Annotated in this window: 21 protein-coding genes; 11 read left to right on the forward strand and 10 right to left on the reverse strand. The window is 71.0% G+C overall.

What is annotated here, in order from left to right; all coding sequences use genetic code 11:
• Positions 1-8 precede the first annotated feature (8 nt).
• From ACZ61C_RS08670 to ACZ61C_RS08680, 3 genes are all read left to right on the forward strand, one after another.
• Positions 9-419 (forward strand): cupin domain-containing protein, encoded by a 411-nt coding sequence (locus ACZ61C_RS08670; RefSeq protein ID WP_465304429.1) that lies wholly within the window; start codon positions 9-11, stop codon positions 417-419.
• Between the two features lie 102 nt (positions 420-521).
• Positions 522-1,565 (forward strand): alcohol dehydrogenase catalytic domain-containing protein, encoded by a 1,044-nt coding sequence (locus tag ACZ61C_RS08675; protein WP_465304431.1) that lies wholly within the window; start codon positions 522-524, stop codon positions 1,563-1,565.
• Positions 1,566-1,857: 292 nt separating this feature from the next.
• Positions 1,858-2,427, forward strand: coding sequence for a dihydrofolate reductase family protein (locus ACZ61C_RS08680; RefSeq protein WP_465304433.1), 570 nt, complete (start codon positions 1,858-1,860; stop codon positions 2,425-2,427).
• A gap of 50 nt (positions 2,428-2,477) precedes the next feature.
• Here the strand turns inward: ACZ61C_RS08680 and ACZ61C_RS08685 are convergent, their stop codons facing one another.
• From ACZ61C_RS08685 to ACZ61C_RS08705, 5 genes are all read right to left on the reverse strand, one after another.
• Positions 2,478-3,182: an Asp23/Gls24 family envelope stress response protein gene (locus ACZ61C_RS08685; protein ID WP_465304435.1), complete on the reverse strand. Its 705-nt coding sequence runs from the start codon at positions 3,180-3,182 to the stop codon at positions 2,478-2,480.
• Between the two features lie 159 nt (positions 3,183-3,341).
• Positions 3,342-3,920, reverse strand: coding sequence for a GDSL-type esterase/lipase family protein (locus ACZ61C_RS08690; protein WP_465304437.1), 579 nt, complete (start codon positions 3,918-3,920; stop codon positions 3,342-3,344).
• A 76-nt stretch (positions 3,921-3,996) separates the two neighbouring features.
• The gene (locus tag ACZ61C_RS08695; protein WP_465304439.1) at positions 3,997-4,239 is read right to left on the reverse strand and encodes a hypothetical protein; all 243 of its coding nucleotides are present in this window, start codon (positions 4,237-4,239) and stop codon (positions 3,997-3,999) included.
• Positions 4,236-6,533, reverse strand: a complete 2,298-nt coding sequence (locus ACZ61C_RS08700; protein ID WP_465304441.1) for a beta-xylosidase/alpha-l-arabinosidase — start codon at positions 6,531-6,533, stop codon at positions 4,236-4,238. The genes ACZ61C_RS08695 and ACZ61C_RS08700 overlap by 4 nt, the downstream gene beginning before the upstream one ends.
• Positions 6,534-6,624: 91 nt before the next feature.
• Positions 6,625-7,617, reverse strand: a complete 993-nt coding sequence (locus ACZ61C_RS08705; RefSeq protein WP_465304443.1) for a LacI family DNA-binding transcriptional regulator — start codon at positions 7,615-7,617, stop codon at positions 6,625-6,627.
• A 151-nt stretch (positions 7,618-7,768) separates the two neighbouring features.
• On the opposite strand from ACZ61C_RS08705, the gene ACZ61C_RS08710 reads away from it, so the two are divergent.
• From ACZ61C_RS08710 to ACZ61C_RS08725, 4 genes are read left to right on the forward strand one after another with little or no spacing between them, the layout of a single operon-like run.
• Positions 7,769-9,061 carry an ABC transporter substrate-binding protein gene (locus tag ACZ61C_RS08710; protein ID WP_465304445.1) on the forward strand — a complete coding sequence of 431 codons (1,293 nt, stop codon included), beginning with the start codon at positions 7,769-7,771 and terminating at the stop codon, positions 9,059-9,061.
• A complete protein-coding gene (locus ACZ61C_RS08715) occupies positions 9,058-10,026 on the forward strand; it encodes a carbohydrate ABC transporter permease (RefSeq protein WP_465304447.1) in 969 nt (322 codons plus the stop codon). Before ACZ61C_RS08710 ends, ACZ61C_RS08715 begins: the two co-directional genes overlap by 4 nt.
• On the forward strand, positions 10,026-10,850 hold the full coding sequence (locus ACZ61C_RS08720) for a carbohydrate ABC transporter permease (protein WP_465304449.1): 825 nt from the start codon (positions 10,026-10,028) through the stop codon (positions 10,848-10,850). The genes ACZ61C_RS08715 and ACZ61C_RS08720 overlap by 1 nt, the downstream gene beginning before the upstream one ends.
• 15 nt (positions 10,851-10,865) lie before the next feature.
• Positions 10,866-13,844, forward strand: a complete 2,979-nt coding sequence (locus tag ACZ61C_RS08725; protein ID WP_465304451.1) for a glycosyl hydrolase 115 family protein — start codon at positions 10,866-10,868, stop codon at positions 13,842-13,844.
• A 190-nt stretch (positions 13,845-14,034) separates the two neighbouring features.
• Here ACZ61C_RS08725 and ACZ61C_RS08730 read toward each other — a convergent pair whose 3' ends face one another.
• Positions 14,035-15,096 (reverse strand): LacI family DNA-binding transcriptional regulator, encoded by a 1,062-nt coding sequence (locus ACZ61C_RS08730; RefSeq protein WP_465304453.1) that lies wholly within the window; start codon positions 15,094-15,096, stop codon positions 14,035-14,037.
• 237 nt (positions 15,097-15,333) lie between these two features.
• On the opposite strand from ACZ61C_RS08730, the gene ACZ61C_RS08735 reads away from it, so the two are divergent.
• Entirely contained in the window at positions 15,334-15,612 is a 279-nt protein-coding gene (locus ACZ61C_RS08735; protein WP_465304455.1) for an endo-1,4-beta-xylanase, read from the forward strand.
• Positions 15,613-15,698: 86 nt separating this feature from the next.
• Here ACZ61C_RS08735 and ACZ61C_RS08740 read toward each other — a convergent pair whose 3' ends face one another.
• The 4 genes from ACZ61C_RS08740 to ACZ61C_RS08755 form a co-directional block, all read right to left on the reverse strand.
• Positions 15,699-16,631: an acyl-CoA desaturase gene (locus ACZ61C_RS08740; RefSeq protein ID WP_465304457.1), complete on the reverse strand. Its 933-nt coding sequence runs from the start codon at positions 16,629-16,631 to the stop codon at positions 15,699-15,701.
• 294 nt (positions 16,632-16,925) lie between these two features.
• Positions 16,926-17,129, reverse strand: coding sequence for a cold-shock protein (locus tag ACZ61C_RS08745; protein WP_004558414.1), 204 nt, complete (start codon positions 17,127-17,129; stop codon positions 16,926-16,928).
• A 99-nt stretch (positions 17,130-17,228) separates the two neighbouring features.
• Complete coding sequence (locus ACZ61C_RS08750; protein ID WP_465304459.1) at positions 17,229-18,524, reverse strand: class I SAM-dependent methyltransferase; 1,296 nt, start codon at positions 18,522-18,524, stop codon at positions 17,229-17,231.
• On the reverse strand, positions 18,506-19,903 hold the full coding sequence (locus ACZ61C_RS08755) for an FAD-binding oxidoreductase (RefSeq protein ID WP_465304461.1): 1,398 nt from the start codon (positions 19,901-19,903) through the stop codon (positions 18,506-18,508). Before ACZ61C_RS08755 ends, ACZ61C_RS08750 begins: the two co-directional genes overlap by 19 nt.
• Before the next feature lie 164 nt (positions 19,904-20,067).
• Here ACZ61C_RS08755 and ACZ61C_RS08760 point away from each other — a divergent pair, with 164 nt between their 5' ends.
• From ACZ61C_RS08760 to ACZ61C_RS08770, 3 genes are all read left to right on the forward strand, one after another.
• Complete coding sequence (locus ACZ61C_RS08760; protein ID WP_465304463.1) at positions 20,068-20,490, forward strand: DUF6292 family protein; 423 nt, start codon at positions 20,068-20,070, stop codon at positions 20,488-20,490.
• Positions 20,491-20,603: 113 nt separating this feature from the next.
• Positions 20,604-21,485, forward strand: coding sequence for an aminoglycoside phosphotransferase family protein (locus tag ACZ61C_RS08765; protein WP_465304465.1), 882 nt, complete (start codon positions 20,604-20,606; stop codon positions 21,483-21,485).
• Positions 21,486-21,570: 85 nt separating this feature from the next.
• Entirely contained in the window at positions 21,571-23,016 is a 1,446-nt protein-coding gene (locus ACZ61C_RS08770) for a trypsin-like serine protease (RefSeq protein WP_465304467.1), read from the forward strand.
• Positions 23,017-23,034: the final 18 nt, after the last annotated feature.

Here is a 23,034-nt window from a genome sequence, read left to right on the forward strand (position 1 = left end):
TGCGATTCATGGAAAGCGACAACAGCCAGAGCGTGTTCGACGTCCACGCCGAAGCCGCGGCCCTGCCCGCCACCGCGACGACGATGCTGGTGGACAAGTACTTCGTCGACAAGCCGTCGGCGAGCGCGCGGATCTTCCGGATCTACCGCGAGGTTCCGCTGCACTACCACGAGGAGTGCGACGAGCACCTGTACATCCTCAGCGGCGGCGGCACGTTCCACCTCGACGGCGAGGAGCTCGAGGCGCGGCCGGGGATGTTCCTGTGCTTCGAACGGCGGAAGGTCCACGGCTTCCCGGTGGTGGCCTCCGAGCCGCTGGTGGTGCTGGCGATCGACGTGCCCCGCCGCCGCCCGGACGACATCGTGTTCGTCGACCCTTCGGCGGGCGACGCGAAGACCTTCATGGCCCGCAACACCTGAGCCGCTGTCTCGAATTGCGACAGCCGGACGGCGGTGGCGGTCCTACCGTCGGTGGGCGGCCGTGCCCGGACGCCGATGCCGGGCGGTACGCCGGAGGCGACGATGAAGGCGCTGGTCTACCACGGTCCGGGCGCGAAGGCCTGGGAAGACGTCCCGGACGCCACCGTCGGTGAGCCCACCGACGTCGTGGTGCGCGTCGACACCACGACGATCTGCGGCACCGACCTCCACATCCTGCAGGGCGACGTCGCCGCGGTCACCGACGGCCGGATCCTCGGCCACGAAGCGGTCGGCACGGTGACGGCGGTGGGTGACGCGGTCCGCGCCTTCGCGGTCGGCGACCGGGTGCTCGTCCCGGCCATCACCCAGTGCGGGCGTTGTGAGTACTGCGGCCGCGGGATGCCGTCCCACTGCCGGACGGTCGGCGGGATCGGCTGGATCTTCGGCCACCTCATCGACGGCACGCAGGCCGAGCTGGTGCGCGTGCCCTACGCGGACACGTCGCTGTACGCGGTGCCCGACGACGTCACGAACGAGCAGGCGATCTTCCTGGCCGACTCGCTGCCGACGGGCTACGAGGTGGGAGTCCTGGCCGGCCGCGTCCGCCCGGGCGACACGGTGGCGGTGGTCGGCGCGGGCGCGGTCGGCCTGGCGGCGATCCTGACCACGGGCCTGTGGGGCGCGTCGAAGGTGATCGCGGTCGACTCCAACAAGTTCCGCCTGGAGAAGGCCCTGGAGTTCGGCGCGACGGACGCGTTCGAAGCCGGCCCCGGCGTCCTGTCCGACGTCCAGGCCCTGACCGACGGCCTCGGCGTGGACGTCTCGATCGAGGCGGTGGGCTACCCGGAGACCCTCCGGACGGCGGCATCGCTGGTCCGCCCGGGCGGCCGCATCGCGAACATCGGCGTGCACGGGGTGCCGGTCGAGCTGCCGATGCAGGAGATGTGGATCCAGAACCTGACGCTCACGATGGGCCTGGTCGACACGGTGTCGATCCCGACGCTGCTGAAGATGGTGTCCTCGGGCCGCATCCCGGCCGAGCGCATGGGAACCCACCGGTTCACGTTCGCTCAGATGGACGAGGCATACGAGGTGTTCGCCAACGCGGCGGCGAACTCGGCGCTGAAGGTCGTCATCACTCCCTGAGCGCGTCACGCAGGATCCGGTCGTCGACGGTGCCGGGAGTGAGCAGGTCCATCCCGTGCCCGGCACCATCGACGACCTCGACTTCGATGTGCTTCATCCGCGTTGCTCCCGGACTTCGGTGAAGTGGTTCCGCCGAGCACCGGCGGTGCTGTAACGCGGCTCGTAGGCGGCTTTGCCGCGAGCGTCCGGAAATCCGCCGATCATCTCGGCTCCGTCGAATCTTCGCCGTCCTGTCGATCCTGCCAGGGCCCGTCCGACGCTTCCGTGACGGCGAGCCCAGGGAGGCCCCACCATGACCGGTCCGGTCCGGCTGTACATGACGATGTCGCTCGACGGTTTTGTGGCGGGCCCGGACGACCGCCCCGGTCAGGAGCTCGGGGCCGGCGGTGGCCGGCTCTTCGACTGGCTGGACCACCGCCACGGTGACGGCGCCAGCGGGCAGATCTTCGCCGAGGCGATGGCCACGGGAGCGCTCATCTCGGGGCGCCGGACCTTCGAGCTGGCCGGGCGGTGGGGTGGCGACCACCACGACGGTGTCCCGATCCACGTGCTGACACATGAAGTGGATCCGGCGGACGTCCCGCCGGGCAGCGCGCGGTTCTTCACGGACGTCGTGGCGTGTGTCGAGGAGGCACGGTCCGCGGCGGGCGAGCGCGCGGTGATGGTCCACGGCGCCGGCGCGGCTCAGGCTTTGCTGGCGGCGGACCTGCTGGACGAGCTGGAGATCCACCTCGTCCCGGTCCTGCTCGGCGCCGGGCGCCAGTTGTTCGGCGAGACCGGACTGGACCGGCGCGAGCTGGAGCTGGTGCGGCAGCTCACCGACGAGGGAGTGCTCCACTTGCGTTACGTCGTACGGCATTGAGCCGTCCCGCGGCTCCGGCTTCGGACAGAAACCGGAGCCGCGGGGAAACGTCAGTCGGCGTCGGGGAAGTGGATGTCGGTGATGTGGACGTCCACCAAGGCGACCTCGAGGCCCAGGTACTGTTCGACCGCCTCGATCACCTTGATGCGGATCTGCTCCGCCACCGTCTTGACCGAGCGCCCGAAATCGAGGACCACCGCGACGGTGATCGTGGCGACGTCGTCCAGGATGTCGACCAGGATGCCGGACTCGTCGAGGGCGTGGACGCCTTCGGCCTTCGCCGTGACCTTCGTGACGATCTTGGTCACGACGCCGTCCGCGACCGTCGTGCTGCCGCGGGTTCCGGCCGCCTGGCGGGATTCCGCGGCCTCCGGCTCGGCGACCGCTTCCTCGGCCACGGCCGGCTCGGTCTCCTCGGCTTCTTCGGCGGTGTCCTCGTCCTCTTCCTCGACGGCGTCCTCGTCCGCCTCGGCCGAGTCCTCGTCGTCCTCGTCAACCTCGGCGGTGTCTTCGTCCTCGGTCTCGACCGCCTCGGCGCTGTCCTCGGCCTCTTCGGTCAGGTCACCGTCGGCCGCGCCGGTCTCGACGATTTCCTTCGCCGAAGCCGTCTCGGGAGCGGATTCCGTTTCCTCGGTGGCGGGCTCGACGACAGCGGTCTCGGTGGCGACCGGTTCGGGGGAGCTGTAGCCGTACCCGCCGGAACCGGCGGTTTCGTTCTTGGGGCGGCCGAAGATGCTGTTGATGACGTCGGACATGTTTTCCCTTTCCGGGAGCGACGACTTCGGGTGGGGGGACGAGCAGACGGGCGAAATGATAGGGGCATCGCCCGGCTTTCGATCAGCGGCCCCCGCATCGAGACTTGCTTGTGTCCCAACGGATAACGCGCTCACTGTGCGTCAGGTCGCGATCAGCGATCAGCTACCGCGGTGGCCCGTTGTTGTCCCGGAGTTGTCCCTCGCCCGGCCAGTCCACAGTGCTATGTCAGCGTTCCTCGAACAGCCGGGCCGGCACGCTCGAACCCAGCGCCCGGTACCCGGCCGGGTTGAGGTGGAGATGATCACCCACGTCGTACGCCGGCAGCAGCCGCGAAGGCGCCGCGGATCACGGACCACCCGGTCGAAGTCCAGCACCGCGTCGAAGTGGCCGCCGCCGCGGATCCATGCGTTCACCGACGTCCGGGCCGCCTCGCGCTCGGGTGCGTCGTAGCCTTCGTTGCCGCCGAACGGTGTGAGCGTCGCGCCGTAGACCTGGATTCCGGCCGCGTGGGCGCGGACCAGGATCTGGTCGTACGCGTCGATCAGGTCCGACGCCGTCCGGGCTGCCGCCGCCGGGGCCGCGGTGCCGAGGTCGTTCACGCCCTCGAACACGATCGCCCGCGAGACTCCGCTCTGGGCGAGCAGGTCACGATCCAGGAGGGCCAGGACGTTCGGGCCCAGGCCGTCCTGCAGCACCCGGTTGCCACCCGCCGCCTCGTTCACGACGGCCGTCGGCACCCGTGCGGCCGTTGGTCGTTGCCGTTGGTCGTCGAACCGCGGCCGTCCGAGAGGGAGTCGCCGATCACCGCCGCCGTCACCGGGAGCGCAGGCGGATCCGCGGCCCGCCCGCCGTCACGTGCGCGGTCTGGCGCAAGGAAGCGTTTTCGAAGACCCGGTCGACACCCGTGAACGGCGCCGGCGGCAGGTTCGACGGCTCGGTCAGCTGCGGCATCGACGTCCAGGTCGCGACCCAGCGCAACGACGGCGGGCGGCCCGACGCGCCCACGAACAGCGCCGTCAGGACGGCCAGGAGCAGGATCAGCAGTGGCCGTCTCATCCGGAGAACTCCGGGGAGAGCACCCGGTCGAAGCCGACGAGACGGCGCGGGCCGGTCAGCGTGCAGTGCAGCGTCGTCACGATCTGCTCGCTCGACGTCCCCACCCGCAGCTCGACGTCGCCGGGATCGACCTGGCGCCGGCCCGCGCGGCCCGTGTACGACGTCAGGTCGGCGTGCAAACCGATCTCCAGCACGGAAGTCGCCCCGGCGGCCAGGGTGACCCGGCGGGCCGCGACCAGCTGACGTTCGGGCCGCGCGACCTCGGCGACCGGGTCGTGCAGGTACACCTGGACCACTTCCGTGGTCTCCCGCGAGTGGTCGTTGCGCAGGGTCACGCGCACGCGGCACACCCCGTCCGTCGGCCACACCGAGCCCGTCGCGCTGACGTCCAGCCAGGTCGCCGGCGCGTAGGAGAGCCCGTGGCCGAACGGGAACAGCGCGGACGGGTCGACCGTGCTCACCTCGCTGCGCCGGCCCAGCGGCGCCGCGAGGTAGGTCGACGGCTGGCTCGCGCCGGCCGCCGGGAAGCTCACCGGCAGCCGGCCCGAAGGGTTGATCCGTCCTTCGAGGACACCGGCCAGGGCCGCGGCGCCCTCCTCACCGGCGTAGAAGCCGCAGACCACCGCGGCCAGCCGGGAGATCTGCCGCGAGAGCTCGTACGGCCGTCCGGAAAGCAGGACGACGACCACCGGGGTGCCGGTGGCCAGCAACGCTTCCAGCAGCTCCTCCTGCCGGCCGGGCAGCCGCAGGTCCGCCGCGTCGCAGCCTTCGCCGGACGTCCCGCCGCCGAACAGCCCGGCCCGGTCGCCCAGCACGGCCACGCAGACCGCAGCGGAAGAACACGCCGCCACCGCTTCCGCGATCCCGTCGTCGTCCCCGCCGGTCACCGGGCAGCCCAGCGCGTACACGACGTCGTGGGACGAGCGCAGCGCTTCCAGCACGGTCGGCACCGAGACGCCGAACGGGACGTCGGGGTGGTGGACACCGACGTGCAGCGGGAACGAGTAGCAGCCGAGCATCGCGCCGGGGGCGTCGGCGCGGGGGCCGACCACAGCGAGCCGGCCGTCGGGGGAGAGCGGCAGCGTCCCGTCGTTGTGCAGCAGCACGATCGACTCCTCGGCCACTTCGCGCGCCAGCGAACGCGAAGCGTCGTCGTCGAGGTTGATCTCCTCGGGGACGTCCGGCGCCCAGTCCGCGTCGAGCAGCCCCAGCTCGCACTTCTGCCGCAGCACCCGCTCGAGGGCGCGGTCGACGACGGCGGCGTCGACCGCGCCCCCTTCCACCGCGGCGAGCAGCGGCTCGCCGTAGCAGTCCATGGTCGGCAGTTCGACGTCGATGCCCGCGGTCAGCGCCTGCCCGGCGGCGTCGGCGCGGTCGGCCGCGACGCCGTGCAGCCGGTGCAGGAACGCCACGGAGAAGTAGTCGGACACCACGGTGCCGGTGAAGCCGTAGGTGTCCCGCAGCAGCTCGGTCAGCAACGAAGGGTCGGCGGCGCCGGGCACGCCGTCGATGTCGGTGTAGGTGTTCATCACCGAGCGGGCGCCCGCGCGCAGCGCCTGCTCGAACGGCGGCAGCAGGACGTCGGCGATTTCGCGTGGCCCCGCGGAAACCGGCGCGAGGTTGCGGCCGGCGCGTGAAGCGGAGTATCCGACGAAGTGCTTCAGCGTCGCGACGACGCCGGCCGATTCGAGACCGGCGACGTAGGCGCTGCCGATCGTGCCGACCAGGTACGGGTCCTCGCCGATCGTCTCCTCGACGCGGCCCCAGCGCAGGTCGCGCGCGACGTCCAGCACCGGCGCGAGCCCCTGGTGCACCCCCAGCCCGCGCATCGTTTCGCCGATCCGCGCGGCCATCCGGCGGACGAGGTCCGGGTCGAACGTCGCACCCCAGGACAGCGGCGCGGGGTAGATCGTCGCCTGCCACGCGGCCAGCCCGGTCAGGCATTCTTCGTGCACCACGGCGGGAATCCCGTACCGGCTGTTCGCGACGATCTGCCGCTGGGTGCGGGCGAGGCTGCGCGCGCCGATCACCGGGTCGACCGGGCGGGTGCCGAAGGCGCGGGTCAGCTGCCCGATGCCGTAGCGGGCCAGATCGTCGAGATCGATCGAGGCGTCCACGAAGTCGTGCTGGTGCGGCGCCATCTCCCCGCCGGAGTCGATGCCGACCCAGACGCCGTAGAGCTGGGCGATCTTCTCGCGGAGGGTCATCCTGGCCATCAGGGCGCGGACGCGCTCGGCCGGGTCGGCCGCCGGGTCGCGCCACGGCTCGGGAGCCGTCGCAGGCTGCGTGGTCAAGGCTTTCCGCCCTTCGTCAAGAGAGGCTTTCGGGGGTTCCGGGTGGCGGAGCCCCCGGCCCGGGGCGAAGCCCCGGATGTCACAGGAGGGATCAGGAGAGGGCGCGGGTCGAGTGCCGCACCACCAGGCCGGTCTCGAGGGTGACGTGGGTGCGCTCGACGGCGTCGCCGTTGATCAGGGCGATGAGCATGCTGATCGCGCGGTGGCCCATCTCGCGGATCGGCTGGTCGACGGTGGTCAGCGGCGGGCTGCAGAGCGCCGACTCGGGCACGTTGTCGAAGCCCACCACGGAAAGGTCGTCGGGCACCGAAAGACCCAGCTCGCGCGCCGCGCCGACGGTCGCGATGGCCGAGATGTCGTTCGCGGCGAAGACCGCGGTCGGCCGGTCCGGGCCGGTGAGCAGGTCGTGGGCCGAGGCCGCGGAGATCTCCGGGTCGTAGGCGCCGATCCGGATCAGGTCTTCGTCGGCCGGCACGCCCGCGGCTTCCAGCGCCCGCAGGTAGCCGGTCTTGCGCAGCGACGCCGATTCGAGGTCGGGCCGGCCGGAGAGGAACCCGATCCGCCGGTGCCCCAGCTCCAGCAGGTGCTCGGTGGCCAGCTGCGCGCCGCGCAGGTTGTCGGAGTCGATGGTCGGCAGGTGGGACGGCCCGGTGTGCGGGTCGACCGCGACGACCGGCGTCCCGGGCACGGCTTCCAGCGAGACGGCCGGCGTGACCAGCACGGCGCCGTCGACCAAGGTGCCCGAAAGCCGTGACAGGTAACGCTTTTCCCAGCCCGTCGGGTCGCCGGTCCGCCCGCCCGCGGAGTAGACGACCAGCTCGAAGCCGCTGCCGCGGATGGCGTCCGCCGCGCCCTTGAGCAGCTCCGTGGAGAACGGTTCGAGGTCGGCGACCAGGATCCCGATCACGTTGGTCCGGTGGTTGCGCAGGCTCTGCGCCACGAGACTCGCCTCGTAGCCGAGCTCCTCGATCACCGCGCGGACCTTCGCGAGCGTCGCGGCGGAGACGCCGTAGCGCTCGTTGATCACTTTGGACACCGTGGCCACCGAGACGCCGGCACGGGCCGCGACGTCACGGATGGTCACCCTCGAACTGGGCTGCATCGGCTCAGACTAACCATGGAAAACGTTATCGACAACGATTGACATCCGATTTGCCCGGGAGCAAACTCTTCGCCAACCCGGGCGCTGTGACGCCCCGTCCTACTCGGCCGAAGTCGTCAGGAGTGGACCCACGATGTTTGCGAAGCGCAGAATCCCCGTTCTCGCCGCGCTGGCGGCGATCGTGCCGCTCGCGCTCTCGGCGTGCAGCGGGGGGAGCGAAGCACCCGCGCAGCCGAGCGGGCCGGTCACCCTCACCTGGTGGCACAACGGCACCACCGACCCGCTGAAGTCGATCTGGGAGAAGGTCGTCGCGGACTACCACCAGGCGCACCCCGACGTCACGATCAAGGCGCAGCCGCTGCAGAACGAGGACTTCACCACGAAGGTCCCGCTCGCCCTGCAGGGGGCCGAGCCGCCGGATGTCTACCAGTCCTGGGGCGCCGGCGAGCTGAAGTCGCAGGTCACCTCGGGCAAGGTCGCCGACATCACCGACGCGACGAAGCCGTGGATCTCCTCGGCCGGGAAGTTCGCCGAGAACTGGCAGGTCGACGGCAAGCAGTACGGCGTGCCGTTCGAACAGCACTTCGTCGGCTTCTGGTACCGCAAAGACCTCTTCCAGCAGGCCGGGATCACCGCGCCGCCGAAGACCATGGACGAGCTCGACACCGCCGTCACCCAGCTGAAGGCCAAGAACATCGCCCCGGTCGCCGTCGGCGGCAAGGACCGCTGGCCGGACGCGTTCTACTACAACTACTTCGCCGTCCGCGAGTGCTCCGCCGACGTGCTCAAGCAGTCGGTGAACGCGGTCAAGCTGACCGACCCGTGCTGGACGAAGGCCGGGCAGGACCTCAAGAACTTCCTGGCCACGCAACCGTTCCAGACCGGGTTCGCCGGCACCCCCGCCCAGCAGGGCGCGGGCAGCTCCGCGGGTCTGGTCGCCAACGGCAAGGCGGCGATGGAGCTGCAGGGCGACTGGGAGCCCGGCACCATGTCGTCGCTGTCCGAGGACAAGGACCTGGACTCGAAGATCGGCTGGTTCCCGTTCCCATCGGTCGCCGGCGGGCAGGGCGACCCGGCCGCGGTGCTCGGCGGAGGTGACGGGTTCGCCTGCACCAGCCGTGCGTCGAAGGCGTGCGCGGACTTCCTGTCCTACCTCAACACCGAGCCCATCCAGACGCAGATCGCCGCGCAGGGAGCCGGCCTGCCCGTCAACGCGGTCGCCGCGAAGTCGCTGAAGACCGACACGCTCAAGCAGGTCTACGACTACGGGATCAAGGCGCCGTACCTGCAGATGTACTTCGACAAGGCGTTCCCGACCGCGGTCGGCGCGGCGCTGAACGACGCGGTGGCGAACATGTTCGCCGGTCAGGGCACCCCCGAAGGCATCGTGGCCGCCGTCAACCAGGCCGCGGCGGGCAACAAGTGACCACGACGACCAGTCCGGTGCGGGCGGCGCGACCGCCCGCACCGGCGGCGCCGGTCCGGAAGCGGCGCTCGAGCCTGCGCAAGCGGCTCGAGCTGGCGTTGCTGCTCGGCCCGGCGCTGCTGCTGTTCGCCGGGTTCGTCCTGGTGCCGATCGGGATCGCCGGGTTCTACAGTCTCTTTCAGTGGAACGGGTTCGGCCCGCTCGAGGACTTCGTCGGCTTCGACAACTACGCCGACGCCTTCGCCGGCGACGTGTTCCAAGGCGCGATCGGGCACAACCTGATCATCGCCGGGCTGTCGATCGTGGTGCAGCTGCCGCTGTCGATCGGGCTCGCGATGCTGCTCAACCGCAAGCTCCGGGGCCGCGCGGTGCTGCGCGCGCTGGTGTTCGCGCCGTACGTCCTGTCCGAGGCGATCACCGCGGTGATCTGGGTGCTCATGCTGCAGCCGAACGGGTTCGCCGACCAGGTGCTCCAAGGCGCCGGGCTCGGCGGCCTGGTCCGGCAGTGGCTGGCCGACCCGGGCATCGTGCTCTACACGCTCTTCGCGGTGATCACCTGGAAGTTCATCGGCTTCGGCATCATCCTGCTGCTGGCCGGCCTGCAGGGCGTGCCCGCCGAGCTGCGCGAAGCCGCGGCGCTGGACGGCGCGTCGGCGTGGCAGACCACCCGCCACGTCGTGCTGCCGCTGCTCGGGCCGACCATCCGGATCTGGGTCTTCCTGTCGGTGATCGGCTCGCTCCAGCTGTTCGACATCGTGTGGATCATGACGCTGGGCGGCCCGGCGAACGCGTCGACGACGATGGCGACCTACCTGGTCGACCACGGCTTCAAGCGGTACGAGTTCGGGTTCGGCTCCGCCGTCGCGGTGATCCTCTTCGTCATCTGCTTCGTGTTCGCCTTGCTGTACCAGCGGTTCGCGCTGCGCCGCGACACCCAGGGCGCCCTGACGAGGATGGTGGGCTGATGCGCTCGCGCCGGTTCGGGCTGTCGATGGGGTACCTCGCGGCGATCGTCGTGGTCGGCGTGACCGTCGTGCCGCTGCTGTTCGTGGTGCTCGGCGGGTTCCGCAGCAACGCGCAGATCAACTCCGACCCGGCGGGGTTGCCCGGGCCGTGGGTCACCGAGAACTACGCCTCGGTGCTCGGGTCGGGCGCGTTCTGGACGTTCCTCGGCAACAGCGCGCTGATCGCGGTGATCGCGACCGCCGTCGCCGTCGGCCTGGGCTCGATGGCCGGGTTCGCGCTCTCGCGGTACCAGTTCAAGGGCCGTGAAGCGCTCTACACGTTGTTCACGCTCGGCCTGCTGTTCCCGCTGACGGTGGCGACGCTGCCGCTGTACCTGTGGCTGCGCCAGCTGGGCATGCTCGAAAGCTTCTGGGGCGTGGCGATCCCCGAGGCGGCGTTCTCGCTGCCGGTGACGATCGTGATCCTGCGCCCGTTCATGCACGCCATCCCGGGCGAGCTGGAGGACGCCGCCGTGCTCGACGGCGCGAGCCGGCTCGGGTTCTTCTGGCGCATCCTGCTGCCGCTCTCGGCGCCGGCGCTCACCACGGTCGGCGTGCTCGCCTTCGTGACCAGCTGGAACGCCTACCTGCTGCCGCTGCTGGTGTTCAACGACACCGCGCACTTCACGCTCCCGCTCGGCGTCGCGACGTTCCAGTCCCAGTACTCCCAGGACACCGCCCGGGTGCTCGCGTTCACGGCGTTGTCGATGATCCCCGCGCTCGCGTTCTTCGTGCTCGCCGAACGGCGCATCGTCGGCGGGCTGACCGGATCCGTGAAGGGCTGACTCAGGAGGTCTGCCGTGCCGTCCGAGGTCCACCGTCGTGCCTTCCTGCAGTTGCTCGCCGTGGCCGGGGCGGGGTCGGTCGCCGCGCCCGGGCTCGCCGAAGCCGGGACGGGGTTCCCGCTGGTGTCGCGGGGGAAGGCCGCGACGATCGTGGTCGACCCCGGTGACCGGCCGGGCGTCCGGCGGGTGGCCGCCGACCTGGCCGCCGACGTCGAGCGGGTCACCGGGATCCGGCCGGTTGTGGCGGACGCCGTCCCCGCGCACGGGCCGGTGGTGCTGGTCGGCACGCTGGGGCACAGCCCGTCGGTCGACTCGCTGGTCGACGCCGGCCGCCTGGACGTCCGCGACATCGCCGGGAAGTGGGAGACGTCGCTGAGCCAGGTCGTCGACGGACGGCTGGTGCTCACCGGCAGCGACCAGCGGGGCGTCGTCTACGGCGTCTACGAGGTTTCGCGGCGGATCGGTGTTTCGCCATGGTACTGGTGGGCCGACGTCCCGCCGGCCCGGGCTTCGGAGCTGCACCTTCCGGGCGAGCGGTTCAGCCTGGGGACACCGCACGTGAAGTACCGCGGGTTCTTCGTCAACGACGAGAACCCGGCGCTCGGGACGTGGGCGCCGGCGTTCTTCGGGCCGGGCCTCGCCCCAGGTTATCCCGGCGGGTTCAACCACAAGTTCTTCGCCAAGGTCTTCGAGACGATGCTGCGGCTGCGCGCCAACTACCTGTGGCCGGCGGTGTGGGGCCGCGCGTTCGCCGAGGACGACCCGCTCAACCACGCCACCGCCCAGGAGTACGGCGTCGTCATGGGCACGTCGCACGAGGCGCCGATGATGCGCGGGATCGAGGAGTGGAACCGGCACGCGTCCCCGGGGCACGACCCGTATGGCGGCACGGGGGAGTGGAGCTTCCGCCGCAACGGCGAGGCGATCAAGGCGTACTGGACCGACGGCATCCGCCGGATGGCCCGGGAAGGCTTCGAGGGCGTGGTCACGCTCGGGATGCGCGGTAACGGCGACGTCAGCCTGCCCGACGGTGACGGCATCGAGCTGATGCGGGAGATCATCGCCGCGGAACGGGAGATCCTGGCCCGTGAGCTGAGCACGGACGTCCCGCAGGTGTGGACGCTCTACAAGGAGGTGCAGCGGTACTGGGCGCAGGGCCTGCGCCCGCCCGACGACGTCATCGTGGTGTTCACCGACGACAACTGGGGCAACATCCGCAAGCACCCGGACCTTTCGCTGCCGCCGCACCCGGGCGGGTACGGGCTGTACTACCACTTCGACTACGTCGGCGGCGGACGCAACTACAAGTGGGTCGACACCGCGCTGATCGCGAACACGTGGGAGCAGCTCAACCAGGCTGTTTCGTACGGGAACGACCGGCTGTGGGTGGCCAACGTCGGCGACCTGAAGGGCAACGAGCTGCCGCTGCAGTTCTTCCTCGACTTCGCGTGGGATCCCTCGGCGCTGCCCGCTTCGCGGCTGTCCACTTGGGAGCGGGGCTTCGCGGCCGAGAACTTCGGCTCCGCACTGGCGTCCGACATCGCTTCGGTGCTCCACGACTACGGACGGCTGCAGTCGCGCCGGAAGCCGGAGCTGCTGAACCGGCTGATCACGCTCCAGCCGGACGGCACGATCGTCTACGACGACCAGGCGTCGCCCTTCAGCCTGGTCGACTACGGCGAGCTGGACCGGGTCACGGCCGAGTGGCAGGCGTTGTCGGCGAGAGCGTCACGGATCTCGGCGCGCCTGCCGTCCGCCTGGCGTGACGCCTACTACGAACTGGTGCTCTACGAGGTGACGGCGACGGCGAACCTGTACGCGCTGCGACGGGCCGAGTTCACGAACCTGCTCTACGCGGCCCAGGGCCGTGCTTCGGCGAACGGGCTCGCCGCCGTCACGGAGGCCCGGTTCGCCGACGACCTGGCGCTGGCGGAGAAGTACAACACCGGCATCGCGGGCGGCAAGTGGCGGGGGTTCCAGACCCAGCCGCACATCGACTACGGCGACGTCGAGCGGTACGGGCCGAACGCGCCGTGGCAGCAGCCGGAGAAAGACAACGTGGCGCTGCCGGACGTGATCTTCCCGGCGGTGAAACGGCTCTCGGTGCCATCGGCGGCTTCGCTCGGTGTCGCCGTGGACGGCTCGGCGGAGGCGTGGCCGGGCGCCGCGGGGCGTCCGGTGCTGCCGGAGTTCAGCCCGTTCCAGACGGCGCCACCGCAGTACATCGACGTCTTCAACCGCGGCCGGACGGCGTTCCGCTGCACGGTTTCCGCTGGTGTGCCCTGGGTCGTGGCCGAGCCGCGCGGCGGCCGGGTGGAGGAGGAGCTGCGCGTGACGGTGCGAATCGACTGGAGCCGGGCGCCCCGAGGCGTGACGACCGTGCCGGTGACGGTCTCGGGCGCGGGGGCTTCGGTGGTGGTGGACGCGGTGGTGCGCAACCCGGTCGTGCCGCCGTCGTGGCGGCGCGGGTTCGCCGAAGCCGGGGGATACGTGTCGATGGAGGCCTCGCGGTGCACCGCGAACATCGGCGCGGCGGGCGTGACCTGGCGGCGCATCCCGGACCTCGGCATGACGCCGTTCCCGGTGACGTCCCCGAGCCACGTGGCGGGCGCCGGACCGCGCCTGGAGTACCGGATGACGCTGTTCACGGCCGGTCCGGTGACGGTCTGGGCGTACCTTTCGCCGCGCAGCAACGTCCTGCCGGGGGACGGGCTGAGGTACGCGGTGTCCTTCGATGACGCGTCGCCGCAGGTCGTGAACATCACGAAGGCCACGGGCGCGGACGACATGACCATGAACCGCCAGTGGGAGCGGACCACTTCGGACAACGTGAACCTGACCTCGACGCGGCACGAGGTGAGCGCGGCGGGCCCGCACGTGCTGAAGTTCTGGATGGTCGACCCGGCGGTAGTGGTGCAGAAGCTGGTCGTCGACACCGGCGGGGTGCGGCCGAGCTATCTGGGGCCGCCGGAGAGCCTGCGGTGGCCGGGATGAGGGGCTGCCGCGGAATCGAGGCGACCGCCCGCGGGGGCGCCCCCCGTCTTCCACTCTACCGGTGGGTACCGACAGTTCCGGCGCCCGGAAGCCCGACGGCGGCCGGTTGTCCCCAGCCCGCCGGAACGATCTCGGGTGCCGGTGCCGGTGCCGGTGCCGGACCACCGGGCTCGTCGCCGGCTCCGGCCGGTTATCCCCGGCCCGCCGGAACCACCTCGATCGCCGGGGCCGCCGTGCTGTGCCGCACCACCAGGCTCGTCGCCAGCTCCAGCCGGTGGCTCTCCGGGTGCGTCCCCCTCGCCAGCGAGATCGCCAGCCGGGCACCCGCCGCCGCCATCTCCTGGAGGGGCTGGCGGATCGTGGTCAGCTCCGGGGTCAGCCAGCGGGCGATCGGGAGGTCGTCGAACCCGACCACGCTCAGGTCGTCCGGGATGCGCAGCCCCGCGTCGCGCGCGGCCTCGTACACCCCCAGGGCTTGCAGGTCGCTGCCCGCGAACACCGCCGTCGGCCGGTCGGGGAGGGTCAGCAATGACGCCAGCTCGCGATAGCCCGACCGGGTGTGGAAGTCGCCGCGGCGGACCAGGGCCGGGTCGAACGCCAGGCCGGCCGTCTCCAGCGCCGTGCGGTAGCCGTCGATGCGGGCGCGGCTGCACAGCACGCCGTCCGGGCCGCCGATCATCGCGATCCGGCGGTGGCCCAGCTCCACCAGGTGCCGCGTGGCCGTCAGCCCGCCCTGCCAGTTGGTGGCCCCGATCGAGGGCGTCTCCGGGCCGGGCGCGCCGGCCGGGTCCACCACCACCAGCGGGATGTCGCGGGCGCGCAGCTTCGCCAGCTGCCCGCCGGTGAAGTCGGAGCACACCGACACGATGCCGACGGGCCGCCGGGCGAGCACGCTCTCCAGCCAGCTCTGCCCCGGCGTGTGCCGGCCCGACGATTCGGCCAGCACGACCGCCATTCCGTTTTCGCGGGCGACGAACTCGACCCCGCGGATGATTTCCAGTGCCCACGTGCTTTCGAGTTCGTGGAACATCAGTTCCAGCAGCCGGGAACGGCGGGAGCGCTCGTCGCCCCGGCGGCGGTATCCGTATTTCCCGATGACCGCTTCCACCCGCGCGCGGGTGCTTTCGGCGACGTCGGGACGACCGTTGAGCACCTTCGAAACAGTCGGGACGGAAACCCCGGTCTCGGCGGCGATCCGGGCGATGGTCACCCGGGACGCCACGGGCTCGAGGTCCTCGGACTTCGTTGTCATGAAGGAGATTCTAGGACATCGAAACCCGAATTGACACTCGTCGAAACTTTCGGAAAACGGAGGAAAGAGATGCTGCGAAGTATTCCTATTAAACGCGCTCCGCTGACGGTGGCGGTCGTCGCGCGTTTTGCGGCGTGTCGGCAGTGCGGTGGCGGCGGCGTACCTGATGGACGAAACTGATTACCGGGCTGTGCTCACCCGGGAATTCGACAACGTGACCCCCGAGAACGAGATGAAGTGGGACGCGAGCACGCCACAGGACCGCCTGAGGTCACGCACTCGTCTGGCGTGCCGATCGGCGGCGTCGGCGTCCAGGCGCACCTGTCGAACCGGTACGGCTTCCCGGCCGAGTACCGGGCCAACCTCGACCGCCTGACGAAGCTCGGCGTGGACGTCGCGATCACCGAGGCGGACGTCCGGATCCCCGCCCCGCCCGACGCGGCGAAGCTGGACACGCAGGCGAGCTACTTCGACCGGCTGTGGGACGGCTGCCAGGCGGTCCGGCGGTGCCTCTAGTTCACGACGTGGGGCGGATCAACCCCTGACCGGACGAAGCCGCCTCCGCGGCCGTCGAGGCTGCGGAGGCGGTTCCGGCAAGTGGGTCAGCGCGCGAGGGCGGCGAGCCGCTTGGCTGTCGGCCAGCGGACGTTCCACGCCCAGCCGAGCTTCTCGAACAACCAGATGACCCGCGCCGAGATGTCGATCTGCCCGCGCTGTGCGCCGTGGCGGGCCGAGGTCGGGTCGGCGTGGTGGGTGTTGTGCCAGGACTCACCCATCGACAGGATGGCCAGCGGCCAGAAGTTCGCCGAGCGGTCCCGGCTGGTGAACGGGCGTTCGCCGATCATGTGGCAGATCGAGTTCACCGACCACGTCACGTGGTGCTGGAAGGAGATCCGCGCCAGGCCGGCCCAGAGGAACGCGGTCAGCGCGCCCCACCACGAAAGGGTGATCAGGCCACCGAGCAGCGGCGGGATCAGCAGGCTCACCACGACCCAGAGCGGGAAGAGCCGGTCGACGACGCGCATGTCGCGGTCGGCCGCCAGGTCGGGGGCGAAGCGGTCGATGTTGGTCTTGTCGCGTCCGAAGAGCCACCCCATGTGGGCGTGCCAGAAGCCGCGCGCCAGCGCCATCGGCGACGTGCCGAACAGCCACGGCGAGTGCGGGTCGCCCTCCCGGTCGGAGAAGGCGTGGTGCCGGCGGTGGTCGGCGACCCAGCCGATCACCGGGCCCTGCGCGGCGAGCCCGCCGGCGATGGCCAGCGCGATCCGGAGCGCGCGCTTGGCGCGGAACGCGCCGTGGGTGAAGTAGCGGTGGTAGCCGACGGTGATGCCGAGGGTCGACAGCACGAAGAACGCGCCGCCGATGGTCAGGTCGAGCCAGCTGACGCCCCAGCCCCAGAACACCGGGACGGCCGCGGCGAGCGCGAGGAACGGGACGAGGAGGAACGTGCGGATGGTGATCAGCTCGGCCACGGTCTGACGGCCGGAGAGCACGGGTTTCGCGACGGGACGGGGAGCCTTCACGGAGGCTGTCATGCACTACTCGTTTCGATGTCGTTCGCGCGCGGAGCGGGGGCTCACGCACGGGTGGCCGGGGAGCGGAACACCCGGCGGTCAGCGGTCTGCGGTGGGGCTGGACGTGCCGCCGCTCCTGTCCGGCGATCCGCCTCGATGCCCGTGAGCCGGGAGCGAGACCGGCAGGACGCCGGCATCCGAGGGGCTCTCGGCACCCTCCACGTTACCTGACCGTTGTAAACCCGCAGTGTGGCGCGAACGAGAAAGGCCCCCGCCCCGGCGAGTGCCGGGACGAGGGCCTGGGTGCCTCGTGGCTCAGATGACGCTGACGCGCTGGGCCTGCGGGCCCTTCTGGCCCTGGCCGATTTCGAACTCCACGCGCTGGCCCTCGTCGAGCGACTTGAAGCCGCTGCCCTGGATCTCGGAGTAGTGGACGAACACGTCCGGACCCCCGCCGTCCTGCGCGATGAAGCCGAAGCCCTTTTCGCCGTTGAACCACTTGACACTGCCCTGAGCCATACCCATACCTACTCTTTGTAGTGAGCCTGGACGTCCCGTTCGGACACCCGGTCTCACGACCATCCTCCCATTACCGGTCCGGACGGGCTAGTCCGGTCGTCAAACTCCCCAATCGGGGCGCAGCGGTATGCCCATTCCGCCCTCGCTGTCGGTCCGCACCCCGAGGATGTGGTGCAGCTCGATCTCCCGCCGTTCGAACGCCAGCCGGCAGGCCGCGAGGTAGAGCGCCCACACGCGGCTGCGCCCGGGGCCGGCCTCGGCGACCGCCTCGTCCCAGTGTTCGTCGAGGTTGGCGCACCACGCCCCCAGCGTCGTCGCGTAGTGCTCGCGCAGGTTCTCGGTGTGCCGGACCTCGAGGCCGGCGTCGTGCATCGCCGTGACGAGCTCGCCGGGCGACTCCAGCTCGCCGTCCGGGAAGACGTACCGGTCGATGAACCCGCGGGAGCGGTGGGCGACGCTGCTGTCCGGGTTGGTGATGCAGTGGTTGAGCAGGCGCCCGTGCGGCTTGAGCTTGCCGGCGAGGAAGCGGAAGTACCCGGGCACGTTGCGCGCGCCGATGTGCTCGGTCAGGCCGATCGACGAAATCGCGTCGAACCCCGTCTCGGTGACGTCCCGGTAGTCGAGGTGGCGGATCTCGGCGCGGTCGGCGAGGCCGAGGGCGACGACGTTCTTCTGTGCCCACTGCGCCTGTTCACGCGAAAGGGTGACACCGAGCGCTTCGACGCCGTAGTGCCGGACGGCGTGCGCGACCATGCCGCCCCAGCCGCAGCCGACGTCGAGCAGCCGCATCCCCGGCTTGAGGCCGAGCTTGCGGCAGATCAGGTCGAACTTGTTCGCCTGGGCCTCCTCGAGGGTGGCCTCCGCCGACGGGTAGACGGCGCACGTGTAGGCCATCGACGGGCCGAGGACCAGCTCGTAGAACCGGTTGGACACGTCGTAGTGGCTGGCGATGGCCTCGCTGTCGCGCTCCTTCGAGTGCCGCAGCGCGGTCATGCCGCGGCGGAACCGGCTCGGGTGCTCCTCGGCCGGCGGCTTGACCAGCCGCAGGTGGCGGGGCCCGAGCCGGCGCAGCAGCCACACGCGGTCGGCCGTCGAGAGCTGGTCGACCTGGGCCGAGAGGGCGTGCAGCGCCGTGTAGAGGTCGCCGGTGACGTCCAGCGCGCCGGCGACGTACGCGCGGGCGAGGCCGAGGTCGCCGGGGGAGGACATCAGGTAGTCCAGCGCCAGCGGCGAGCGCACCTCGATGGCCACCGGCGCGTCGGCCGGGCCGCTGCTGCTGCCGTCGTAGGCGGTGATCGACACCTGGGCCCGCGGGCCGAGCAGGCGCTCGAAGACGGCGCCGACGGAGGTGTTTTCCTGGGTCACGATGGTTCCTTTCACCGGCGGCGGACGCATTTTTCGTAGAGGCCGAGCAGCCGCCCGGCGGGGTCGTAGGTCCGCTTGAGGTCCCGGTAGACGTCGCCGTTGTAGAGCCGCCAGAACTCGTCCTCGGCGTAGAAGCTGTCCGAATAGAGCGACTTGTGCCCGCCGAGCCGGGTGACCTCGGCTTCGATCATCCGGTTGTGCACGCCGTCCCGCTCGCCGGGGTCGAGGGGGACGGCCGACCAGAACCCGAAGTTGACGTACAGCTCGTCCGGGTTCAGCTCGTAGAGCGGCCAGCGGACACCGCCGGGCCGCTGGCGCAGCGGGCAGATCCAGACCGGGCTGATCGGGATCTCCCGCTCGAAGAACTCGAGGAACTCCGCGGCGCGTACGAGCGGCACCTCGATGTCCTGGACGATCGTCTCCTCGGGCGGCATGCGCCGGAGCTTCAAGAGCTTGTCGGCGATCTTGAACCGGCGGTCGAGCGCCACGGCCTTCCAGTACACCGACGAGCGCAGCAGCCGCCGGCCGAGCAGCAGCCGCGGCAGCCGGTGCTGCACGCCGAACGCGCGGGAGCACCAGAACCAGTCGGTGTCCCAGCGCCAGAGGTAGTCCCGGACGGTCAGGTGGTCGGTCTCGCGCCGCTGGATCGAGCGGTAGTAGATGTCCAGCCAGGTGTAGTCGCTCGTCGCCGGCGCGTGGTCGGTGAACGTGCCGAGCGTGAGGTACAGCTCGTCCGGGCCGAACACCGTGCCGTCCACGAAGTCGACGTGCGCACCCTCGAACTCGCTGGTCCGGCAGATCTCGCCCAGCGCGGTGAAGTAGGTCTCCCGGTCGCGGTGGCGGACGTGGCGCACCCGCACGAAGGGCTTCACCGGCTCCAGCAGGATCCGCAGCCGGAGGGCGTAGCCGAGGGAGCCGTAGGAGTTGGGGAAGCCGTGGAACAGGGCGCTGTGCTCGTTGTCCGGGCGCGCGACGACGATCCCGCCGTCGCCGGTGAGCACCTCGAGCTCCAGCACCGACTCGTGCGGCATGCCGTTGCGGAACGACGAGGACTCGATGCCGAGCCCGGTCACCGCGCCGCCGAGGGTGATCGTCTTCAGCTGCGGGACGACCAGCGGCATCAGGCCGTGCGGCAGCGTCGCGTCGACGAGCTGCTCGTAGGTGACCATGCCTTCGACGTCGGCGGTGCGGGTCTCGGGGTCGACGCGCAGCACGTGGGTGAACCCGGAGACGTCCAGGCCCGGGTGTTTCGTCCGGGTTCGGGCGCGGAAGAGGTTGGACGTCCGTTTCGCCAGCCGGACGGTGCTTTCGCCGCCGAGGGCGGAGAGCTGCCGCCGCAGGGCGTCGACACGGGCTTCGTGGTCGGGGAAGGCCGGGGCTTCGGGGGCACCGGCCCGTTGGGTGGTCACCACCTGATCCTGCCTCACGGGAAGAGCGGGCGCACCGTGCCTCCGGCGTGAGGAAGATCCGGGTGTCCCGCGAGGTGGGAACGGCGCGGTTGATCGCCCCGGGGCGGGGTATCCGGCGCTCGGACCGCGGGGATCCCGCGGCGGCACGGGAAAGCGAGGCGGCGTTGAGCATTCTGATCGACTTCGGGCGCGACACGGAGTTCTCGTTCGAGCGGCGGCTGCGGAGGTACCTCGGCGCCGTCGCCCGGGCGGTGGGGGTGGGACTGGAGTCCTGCACGCTCGACGCGGGCACGCCCGCCGCCGCGTACATCGCCCTCGACTGGCGGCTGGACCGCTTTCCCGGCCACGACCTGTCGCTCGTCTGGGACGAGGTGCACGGGTGGGCGGCCGCGATCGAGGACGCCGGCGGCGACGCTTCGACCGTCCTGGCCTACCTGGGCCGCGAGGTGCACCCGGAGCCCCGCGCGGTCGTCCGCTTCCTCGCGGCCGTGCGCGCGGATGACCCGGCGGCCGGCCTGCTCGAAGCGCCGAAGCTGCGCGACCCCGGCGACCACGAGCAACTGCTCACCGACGTGAAGTCCGTGTGAGGCCTTGCATCTTTCTCAGGGAAAGTGGCGTGAAGTTCGTGTGAGGTGCCGCATCTTTCTCAGGGAAAGTGGCAGGATCTGGTGCGGTGAACAGTTCGTTTTCGCTTGGTCCGGTGCCGCGGCGCCTGACCGTTGACGTCGGTCAGGTGCGCCGGCTCGTCGCCGGGCAGTTCCCGGAGTGGGCCGGGCTCCCGGTGCGGCCGGTGGCCCGCGGCGGCTGGGACAACTGGACCTTTCACCTGGGTGCGGACAAGGTGGTGCGGCTGCCCAGCGCGTCCGAATACGCCCTGGCCGTCGCGAAGGAACAACGGTGGCTGCCGGTGCTCGCGCCGCGGCTGCCGCTCCCGATCCCCGTCCCGCTGGGGGCGGGCCGGCCCGGCGCGGGGTATCCGCACCCGTGGTCGGTCTACGCCTGGCTCGACGGTGAGCCCGCCCGAGCCGACCGGATCGCCGACCCCGTCCGGTTCGCGCACGACCTGGCCGGGTTCCTGGCCGCCCTGCAGAGCGTCGACCCGGCCGGCGCGCCCGCGCCCGGGAAGCACAACTGGTTCCGGGGCGGGACAGTGCGCACGTACGAAGAAACGGCCGAGCGCGCGCTCGCGAAGCTGGAAGGCCACGTCGACGCCGCCCGGGTCCGCGAGGTCTGGAAGACCGCGGTGGACGCCCCCTGGGACGGCGTGACGCGCTGGTTCCACGGTGACGTCGCCGCGGGAAACCTCCTGCTCGAAAACGGCGAGCTGGCCGCCGTCCTCGACTTCGGGACCTGTGGCGCCGGTGATCCGGCCTGCGACGTCGCCATCGCGTGGACGCTGCTGACCGGCGACGCCCGCGAGGCGTTCCGCGAGCGGTTGTCCGTCGACGACGCGAGCTGGGCGCGCGGCCGCGGGTGGGCCCTCTGGAAGACCCTCGTCGCCTGCGCGCAGGCCCTGGGCCGGGACGACGCCGACGCCGTGGCCGCCCGGCGCGTGCTCGGCGAGCTCCTCGCCGGGCAATAGTTCCGTAGCCGTACGGGGTGGCTCCCCGGTTGTTCTCGCACCCGGCGTCACCGGAAGGTGACCGGCAGCAACCTAAGGAGCTGCCGTGAACTCGAGACAACGCTTGCTGGGGGCGTTCGCCGCCGTCCTCGCCCTGCCGCTGTTCGCCGTCCCCGACGCCGGGGCGGCCGGGAACCCGCCCGCGGTCACCCCGCTCGGCGGAACCCCGCTGCCGGCCGGGGTTTCGCCGTCTTCGGTCGGCGGGTCGCCGGCTTCGGTGGCCGACTACCCGTTCATCATCGCCGGCCTGCGCGAGGGCGGCACCCGGCCGCTGGGGCAGACCTGCACCGGCTCGGTGGTCGCGCCGCGGAAGATCCTCATCGCCGCCCACTGCAAGGCCGCCGAAGGGCAGAAGTCCTTCCTGTACGGACTGGACGACCTCAACGCCGGCGGCGGCACGCCCATCGGCGTCACCAGCTATGACACGCACCCCAAGTACGTCAACTTCGACCAGGGGTACGACGTCGCGGTCGTGACCACCGACCGGGACATCCCGGTGCCGGGCGGGAAGTACGCCAAGGTGGCGACGTCGGCCGACACCGACCTGAACAAGCCGGGCAAGACCGGGCTGGGCCTCGGGTACGGGAAGAAGGACTTCAACGACAACACCCGCGACGTCACGCTGACGAAGTTCAGCCTGCCGGTCGTGGCCGGGAGCAACTGCAGCGGCGTCGGCGCCGGCTTCCAGGAAGCCACGATGATCTGCAGCGGGTACTCCGACGGCCACGTGACGATCCTGCCCGGCGACAGCGGCGGCCCGCTGATCGTCGACGGCAAGGTCACCGGTGTCGCCTCGTGGAGCCGCAGCGACTTCAAGTGGTACAGCGTCTACGGGCGCCTGAACAACGACATGGGCGACTGGGTCGCGCAGCAGATCGGCGACGTCACCCCGCCGCAGACCTTCGGCCTCGGGGTCACGCCCGGCAGCGTCAAGGTCGACCCGGGCAAGTACGTCTCGGCCACGGTGACCAGCACCGCGGGCCAGAACGGGAGCGAGAAGGTCGACCTGACCGCGTCGGGCCTGCCGGCGGGGGCGAAGGCGACGTTCCAGCCGGCGACGATCACCTCCGGTGACACCGCAAAGCTGACCATCGAGACGGCCGCGAACACCCCGCAGCAGGACTACCCGGTCACGGTCACCGGCACCGGCCCGAGCGGCACGGCGACCGCGAAGCTGACCCTGACCGTCGGCACCGGCCAACCGCCCACCGGCGACCTGAAGGTGAGCGTCAACCCCGGCAGCGGGACCGTGCAGCCCGGCTTCTTCACCACCGCGACGGTCACCGTGTCCGGCGGCACCGGCACCGTGACGCTGTCGGGGACCGGCCTGTCGTTCGCGCCGTTCTTCAACCCTTCCACGGTGAACGGCGCCGGGACCTCGCAGATGCAGGTGGTCGGGCCGTTCCAGCGCGGGACCTACCCGGTCACCGTGACGGCGAAGGATTCGACCGGCAAGACGGCGACGGCCAAGTACACCCTGACCGTCCAATAGGGACGAACGGGCGGGAGG

The sequence above is a fragment of the Amycolatopsis sp. NPDC104587 genome, from assembly GCF_055583645.1.